Source organism: Gemmiger formicilis, assembly GCF_016901605.1.
Classification (GTDB): domain Bacteria; phylum Bacillota; class Clostridia; order Oscillospirales; family Ruminococcaceae; genus Gemmiger; species Gemmiger formicilis_B.
In genome coordinates this window covers 1-7811 of record NZ_JACJKP010000148.1, presented here as the reverse complement: position 1 = coordinate 7811, position 7811 = coordinate 1, and the positions used below count along the sequence as shown (strand labels likewise).

Below are 7811 nucleotides of genomic sequence, written 5' to 3'. Positions count from 1 at the left end.
CATTGGCAGCGAGGGGCAGGGCCTGCGGGACGAAACGGTGGAAGCCTGCGATGCCGCGGTGCGCATCCCCATGACCGACCGTGTGGAAAGCCTGAACGCCGGTGTGGCGGGCAGTGTGCTGCTGTGGCATTTCCGCGGGGTGGAATGATGGACAAAACCCTTGCCTGGCTCTGGTTGGCCGATGCCGTAGGTTCCGGCTGCCAGTATGCCCGGGAACTGCTGGACCTCTGGCCTGATCCGGAGGAACTCTACGAAGCGCTGCGCAGCGGCACCCAGGCACCGCCTTTTTGCCTGAGTGAAGGTGCCGCCGCCCAGCTGCTGGATACCACCCCTTTTGACTATGAAGAGCGGTTGGACCACTGCCGGCTCACGGGGGTGGAAATTCTGACTCCCGACGACGCAGCTTACCCGGCCCGCCTACGGGAACTGCCCGATCTGCCGCTGGTGCTCTATGTCACCGGCGAGAAAGCCTGCCTCAACGGCGGGCGCTATGTGGGCATGGTGGGAACCCGCCGCCCCGGTGTATACGGACGGCAGGCCGCCTTTGAAATCTCCCTTGCGCTGGCACAGCAGGGAATCACCATCGTCAGCGGCCTGGCAGACGGCCTGGACAGTGAAGGCCACCGGGCTGCCGTGCAGGCAGGTACGCCCACTGTGGCGTTTCTGGGCACGGCCATCGACAAAACCTACCCGGCGGCCAACGGACCGCTGCGCCGCCAGATCGAGGAAGGCGGCGGGGCTGTCTGCAGTGAATATCCGCCCGGCTACCCGGGCAAAACAAAGGGAACCTTTCTGGCCCGCAACCGGCTGATTGCCGCCCAGGCACAGGTGCTCTGCGTGGCCGAAGCCCGGCTGCGCAGCGGTACCCTGAACACGGTGGGGCATGCGGAGCGCTACGGCCGCCCGGTGCTGGCGGTGCCGGGCAGCATCTACAGTGCCCTGAGCCAGGGCACCAACGAACTGCTGCGCACCCATCGGGCCGGTGTGCTCTGCCGGGCATCCAATGTAATGGAACTGCTGGGGGAAGAACCCCCGCAGCCCGCCGAGGAAGCGGCCGAATTTTCGCCGCAGGCGGTAAGCGACGATGCCCGGGCGGTTTACGCCAGCCTGGGCCCCACAGCCCAGGGCATCGACGCCCTGTGTGCCGCCACCGGCCTGCCCGCAGGGCGGGTGCTGGCGGCCTGTACCGAGCTGGAACTGTACGGCGGCGCCCAGGCGCTGCCGGGGCGGCGGTACATCGCTTTATAAAGGAAATCAGGAGGAGACTATGGCAAAACTGGTCATTGTGGAATCGCCCGCCAAGGCAAAAACCATTGGCAAATATCTGGGGCGAAACTATAAAGTCACCGCCAGCATGGGGCATGTGCGCGACCTGCCGGCGAGCCAGCTTGGCATTGACGTGGAAAACGGCTATGCGCCTAAATATATCACCATCAAGGGCAAGCAGAAACTGGTCAAGGAGCTGAAAGCAGAAGCCAAAAAGTGCGACGGCGTTTTGCTGGCAACTGACCCGGACCGGGAAGGAGAAGCCATCAGCTGGCACCTGGCCAACATTCTGGGGCTGGACCCCGCTGCGCCCAACCGGGTGACCTTTGACGAGATCACCAAAAAGGGCGTCAAGGAAGGTATGGCCCATCCCCGGGCCATCAATATGGACCTGTTCAATGCCCAGCAGGCCCGGCGGGAACTGGACCGTCTGGTGGGTTACAAACTCAGCCCGTTTTTGTGGCGCAAGGTGCGCCGGGGGCTTTCCGCCGGCCGTGTGCAGAGCGTGGCGGTGCGGCTGATCCGTGACCGGGAGATCGAGATCGAAAACTTCAAGCCCGACGAATACTGGAACATCGACGCGACACTGCATCCCCAGGGCAGCCGCAGCAACTTTGTGGCGCGGCTTACCGCCGGGGCCGACAGCAAAAAACTCACCGTCACCAACAAGGAACAGGCGGACGCCATTGTGGCATCCCTGGACGGCAAGGAGTATGTGATCTCCAAGCTGGAAAAAGGCAAGCGCCGCCGTCAGCCCGCGCCGCCCTTCATTACCTCCACGCTGCAGCAGGATGCCAGCCGCGCCTGCGGTTTCTCGGCTACCCGCACCATGCGGGCCGCCCAGACTCTGTATGAAGGCGTGGACATTGCCGGGCACGGCACCGTAGGTCTGATCACCTATATGCGTACCGACAGCCTGCGTATTGCCGACGAAGCCGCCGCCGCTGCCAAGCAGTTCATTGCGGGCCGCTGGGGCGATAACTATGTCTGCAAGACCCAGCGCAAGTGGAAGTCCCGTTCCGCCACCGCGGCCCAGGATGCCCACGAAGCCATCCGCCCCTCCATGCCGGAACTGACCCCCGACGAGGTGGAACAGAGCATCAGCGGCGATACCGCCAAGCTCTACCGCCTGATCTGGAGCCGGTTCATGGCCAGCCAGATGGCGGACTGTGTACAGGATACCGTGTCGGTCAGCATTACGGCGGGGGATTACCTCTTCCGCGCTTCGGGCTTCCGGGTATCCTTTGACGGTTTTACCGCGCTGTACGAAGAATCCACCGACGACAAGCAGAAGAAAGAAACCGCCCTGCCCGAACTGGAACAGGGCCAGGTTTTGCAGCTGAAATCCCTGACGGCGGACCAGAAATTCACCCAGCCGCCGCCGCTGTATACCGAAGCTACGCTGATTCACGCCCTGGAGGAAAACGGCATCGGCCGTCCTTCCACCTATGCGCCCATCATCACCACCATCGTGGACCGCGGCTATGTGGAAAAGGACCAGAAAAAGCTCAAGACAACGCCTCTGGGCCAGGCGGTGAACCAGGTGATGATGGAGCAGTTCCCCGAGATCGTGGACGTGAAATTCAGTGCCGATATGGAGAAAAAGCTGGACGTGGTGGAAGCCGGCAAGGCCGACTGGGTCCAGACGGTGGATGAATTTTACCAGGGCTTTGCCAAGAGCCTGGACAATGCCGAAAAGAACATGGAAGGCAAGCGGGTCAAGGTGGAGGACATCCCCACCGACGAGATCTGCGAAAAATGCGGCCGTCCCATGGTCATCAAGTCGGGCCGGTACGGTAAGTTCGTGGCCTGTTCCGGCTTCCCGGAATGCCGCAACGCCCACCCGCTGGTCAAGGATACAGGCGGCATCTGCCCCTTGTGCGGCGGCCACATGCTGGTGCGCAAAAGCGCCAAGGGCCGCATCTATTACGGCTGCAGCAACTATCCCAAGTGCAACTTTATGACCTGGGATGAGCCGGTGGCTGAAAAATGCCCCCAGTGCGGCAACACCCTGTTCAAGAAAAAGGGCCAGCTGTACTGCGCCAAAGAGGGCTGCGAATTTACCAAACCGGTGGAAAAGAAATAAGCTGCGCAGGGTAGCTGTACTCTGCCGGCTGTACGTGGAGGAACTATGCAATGTAAGATCATTGGGGCCGGTCTGGCCGGGTGCGAAGCCGCACTGTGGCTGGCCGACGCCGGGGTGCAGGTGGACCTGTATGAGCAGAAGCCCGGTAAGTTTTCCCCCGCCCATAAAAGCCAGGGCTTTGCGGAGCTGATCTGCTCCAACTCCCTCAAGGCCGAACGCCCGGACTCGGCTTCCGGCCTGCTCAAACTGGAAATGCGCGCCATGGGCAGCCACCTGCTGCCTGCCGCCGAGACTGCCCGTGTGGCCGCCGGCGGTGCTTTGGCGGTGGACCGGGACGTGTTCTCGGCAGCCGTCACCGCAGAGGTGGAGCGCCACCCCAACATCACCATTCACCGGGAGGAAGTCACAGCCCTGGATGAAAGTGCCCCGGTACTGGTGGCGTCCGGTCCTTTGACCGAAGGGGCTTTGGCCGAGGCCATCGCCGCCCTGACGGGGGATCATCGCCTGAGTTTTTATGATGCAGTGGCGCCCATTGTCACGGCGGAAAGTCTGGATTACGAAAAGGTGTTTGCCGCTTCCCGCTATGGCCGCGGCGAAGCCGATTACTTAAACTGTCCCTTTAATAAGGAGGAGTACGAGGCCTTCCATACGGCGCTCATCGGCGCCGAACGGGCCCCGCTCCACGATTTTGACGGGGATTTGACCGTGTACGAGGGCTGTATGCCCATCGAGGTCATGGCGGCCCGCGGTGCCGATACCATCCGGTTCGGCCCCCTGCGCCCGGTGGGGCTGCGGGACCCCCGCACCGGCCACCGTCCCTGGGCCAATGTCCAGCTGCGGGCCGAGAACACCGCCCGCACCCTCTATAATCTGGTGGGTTTCCAGACCAACCTGAAATGGGGCGAGCAGAAGCGGGTCTTCTCGATGATTCCCGGCCTGGAACACGCCGAGTTCGTGCGCTACGGCGTCATGCATCGCAACACCTTCCTGGAAAGCCCCAGGGTACTGACCACCAAACAATACCTGAAAGAACACCCCAACGTCTTTTTTGCCGGGCAGATCACCGGCTTTGAAGGCTATATGGCAAGCGCAGCCAGCGGCCTGTTGGCAGCGCGGCAGATTCTGGCACGGCTGCAGGGCCGTGAATTGCCGCCGCCCCCGCCTCAGACCATGTGCGGCGCGCTGCTGCAATATATCACCACCCCCAACAAGGACTTCCAGCCGATGGGCGCGAATATGGGCATTTTGCCCCGCACGCCGGACATCGATGCCATCCGCGATAAGCGGGAGCGCTATGCCGCCCTTTCCGAGACGGCGCAACAGGCCATGCAAGCATGGGTACAGGAGGATGTATAATGAAAATTCTGATTGACGCCATGGGCGGCGACAACGCCCCGCTGTGCGTATTGCAGGGCGCGGCCCAGGCCGCGGCTGAATTCGGCGACGGTATGACGCTGGCGCTGCTGGGGGACGAGCAGGCCCTGAAAGACTGCGCCGCCCAGAACAAGATCGACCTGACCCCCTTCGAGATCATTCCCTGCTCCGAAGTGGTGGACATGCACGATGACCCTGTCAAGGCCGCCCGCCACAAGACTGATTCCAGCATGATCAAAGGTCTGACCATGCTCAAAAACGGCGAGGGCGACGCCTTTGTTTCTGCCGGTTCCACCGGCGCGCTGCACGTGGGCACCAGCCTGATCGTGCGCACCCTCAAGGGCATCAAGCGCCCGGCTCTGGCTACCCCCATGCCCGGCGCCAAGCAGAACTTCCTGCTGCTGGACTGCGGTGCCAACGCCGAGTGCCGCCCCGATATGCTCAACGCCTTCGGTACCATGGGCAGCGTCTATGCCGAAAAAGTCATGGGCCGCAAGGACCCCAAGGTGGCGCTGGTCAACAACGGTGCCGAGGATACCAAGGGCACCCCCACCTACCGGGAAGCTCACCAGCTGCTCAAGGCCAACCCCTGCATCCATTTTGCAGGCAACATCGAGCCCCGCTACATCATGGACGGTGACGTGGACGTGGTGGTCTGCGACGGTTTTGTGGGCAACGTGGTGCTCAAACTCACCGAGGGTGTGGCCAAGACGCTGCTGGGTATGCTCAAGCAGGTCTTTTTGAAGAATATCATCACCAAGCTCAGCTATCTGGGCATCAAAGGCGGCCTGTCCGAAATCAAACGGATGATGGACTCTGAGGAAGTGGGCGGCGCACCGCTGCTGGGTGCTGCCAAGCCCGTCATCAAGGCCCATGGTTCCAGCAAGGCCAAGGGCATCAAGAATGCCATCCGTCAGGCCAAGATCTGCGTGGCCAACGATTTGTGCGGCACTATGCAGACTGCGCTTTCTGCCCTGGACACCAAACCCCAGGCGTGACCCTGCCGCTGTAAGAAAGGAAGAACCCACCGTGCCTACCCATAAACCCGAAGAATTGCAGCAGGTTTTGCATTACCAGTTCAAGAATCCTGCCCTGCTGCGCATTGCCCTGACCCATACCAGCTATGCCAACGAAAGCAAAGTCCCCACCACCCACAATGAGCGGCTGGAATTTCTGGGGGACAGCGTGCTGTCGGTGGTGGCGGCGGATTACCTGTTCCACCAGTCCGACCGGCCCGAGGGTGAACTGACCCGGATGCGCGCCAGCCTTGTGAGCGAGGACGCTCTTTTCCAGTTTGCCAGCGAGATCCACCTGGGCGATTATCTGCGCCTGGGTCACGGCGAGGACCTGGGCGGCGGCCGTAACCGCCCCAGCGTGGTATCCGACGCTTTCGAAGCTGTCATCGCCGCGCTGTATCTGGACGGCGGGCTGGAAGTGGCCCGCAATTTCATCCTGCCCTTCTTGAGCGAGGGCAAGACTGCCGAAGAAGACTACAAGACCCGCCTGCAGGAAGTGGTGCAGCAGAATCCCAATGCCCGCCTGCGCTATGAGGTGGAAAGCGAGACCGGCCCCGACCATGCCAAGCAGTTCACCGTTGCGGTTTACTGCGACGAGGAGCGCCTGGCCGAGGGTGTGGGCCGCAGCAAAAAGGCGGCGGAACAGCATGCCGCCAAGCAGGCGCTGCGCCGTCTGCAGACCAAACGCTAAGGAGACCCTATGCGCCTGAAAGAACTGGAAATCCAGGGCTTTAAGTCCTTTCCCGACCGTACCAAGATCACCATCGGCAACGGTATTACCGGTGTTGTAGGCCCCAACGGTTCGGGCAAATCCAATATCTCGGACTCTATTCGCTGGGTACTGGGCGAGACCAGCTCCAAGCAGCTGCGCGGTTCCGGCAAGATGGAGGACGTTATCTTCGGCGGTACCCAGACCCGCGGCGCCATGGGCTATGCCTCGGTGGCACTGACCATCGACAACAGCGACCACGGTCTGGACATGGACGCCGAGGAAGTGACCATCGGCCGCCGGTACTACCGCAGCGGCGAAAGTGAATATTCCATCAACGGCCAGAACGTCCGCCTGAAGGACGTCTACGAACTGCTGTTGGACACCGGTCTCGGCCGGGACGGTTACGCCATTGTAGGCCAGGGCCGTATTGCCGAGATCGTGGGCGCCAAGTCCGGCGAACGGCGGGAAATTTTCGAGGAAGCTTCCGGTATTGCCAAATACCGCTACCGCAAGAACGAAGCCGAGCGTCGGCTGGCTGCCGCCGAAGGCAACCTGGAACGCCTGCGGGACATCCTGGGCGAACTGGAAAAGCGGGTTGGCCCCCTGAAACGGGACAGCGAGAAAGCCCAGCAGTTCCTGGAACTGTCGGCTTCCCGCAAAAGCCTGGAAGTGACTCTCTGGGTGGATGCCATCCGCCGCGCCAACGAATCTTTGCGGGACCAGCAGCGCAAGTATGAGGCCGCCCAGGCCGACTACGAGCGTTTGAGCCGCCAGCTGGACGAGTTCGACGCCAAGAACAATGCCTTGCGGGAACAGGCCCAGGGCTATATGCTTCAGGTGGAGCAGGCCAACGCCGATATCCGCGCCATTACCGAGGAAAACGCCGGCAGCGAGAGCCAGGTGGCCGTTCTGAAAAACGAGAGCGAACACAGCCGGTTCCGCATCGATGAAGCTACCTCGGAACTGGAACGGGCAGGGCAGGGTCGCCAGAGCATCGAGCGGGAAGCGGAAGAACACCGTGCCGCTATCGAGAAGCTGCAGACCGGTCTGGCCCAGCTGGATGCCCGCATTGCCGAACTGCGGGAAAACCTGCGGACTCTGGAAGAAAAAGCCGCTGCCAGCGGCCAGCGCCGTGATATCATCGACGCCGCCATGGCACGGCTGCAGGATACCGCCACCAGCGCCAAAGTGCGCATTGCCGCGGCCCAGACGGCTGCCGAAGCTGCCGCAGCCCGGCGGGCGGAAGCCCAGCGCCAGGCCGAGGAAACCCAGGCCAACGCAGACAACGCCGAAGCGGAGAAAGCCCGGGCCACCCGTCGCTTGCAGGAAGCCGAGGAGGCTGTTACCCGCAATGACA

7 protein-coding genes are annotated in these 7811 nt (G+C 62.2%); all 7 read left to right on the top strand.

Translation table 11 applies throughout. The features are described from left to right. The first annotated feature begins 1 nt into the window (after position 1). Entirely contained in the window at positions 2-148 is a 147-nt protein-coding gene (locus H6B10_RS11035; protein WP_345941761.1) for a TrmH family RNA methyltransferase, read from the top strand. Next, positions 145-1248: a DNA-processing protein DprA gene (locus H6B10_RS11030; RefSeq protein ID WP_204651655.1), complete on the top strand. Its 1104-nt coding sequence runs from the start codon at positions 145-147 to the stop codon at positions 1246-1248. The genes H6B10_RS11035 and H6B10_RS11030 overlap by 4 nt, the downstream gene beginning before the upstream one ends. A 19-nt stretch (positions 1249-1267) precedes the next feature. Next, positions 1268-3352 carry a type I DNA topoisomerase gene (topA, locus tag H6B10_RS11025; RefSeq protein ID WP_204651654.1) on the top strand — a complete coding sequence of 695 codons (2085 nt, stop codon included), beginning with the start codon at positions 1268-1270 and terminating at the stop codon, positions 3350-3352. A 45-nt stretch (positions 3353-3397) separates the two neighbouring features. After that, entirely contained in the window at positions 3398-4708 is a 1311-nt protein-coding gene (trmFO, locus tag H6B10_RS11020) for a methylenetetrahydrofolate--tRNA-(uracil(54)-C(5))-methyltransferase (FADH(2)-oxidizing) TrmFO (RefSeq protein ID WP_204651653.1), read from the top strand. Then, on the top strand, positions 4708-5724 hold the full coding sequence (gene plsX / locus H6B10_RS11015; RefSeq protein ID WP_204651652.1) for a phosphate acyltransferase PlsX: 1017 nt from the start codon (positions 4708-4710) through the stop codon (positions 5722-5724). Before trmFO ends, plsX begins: the two co-directional genes overlap by 1 nt. 31 nt (positions 5725-5755) lie before the next feature. Then, on the top strand, positions 5756-6433 hold the full coding sequence (gene rnc / locus H6B10_RS11010) for a ribonuclease III (protein WP_204651651.1): 678 nt from the start codon (positions 5756-5758) through the stop codon (positions 6431-6433). 9 nt (positions 6434-6442) lie between these two features. Then, positions 6443-7811 (top strand): chromosome segregation SMC family protein (locus tag H6B10_RS11005; RefSeq protein ID WP_204651650.1); only part of this gene is annotated, 1369 nt, incomplete at its 3' end.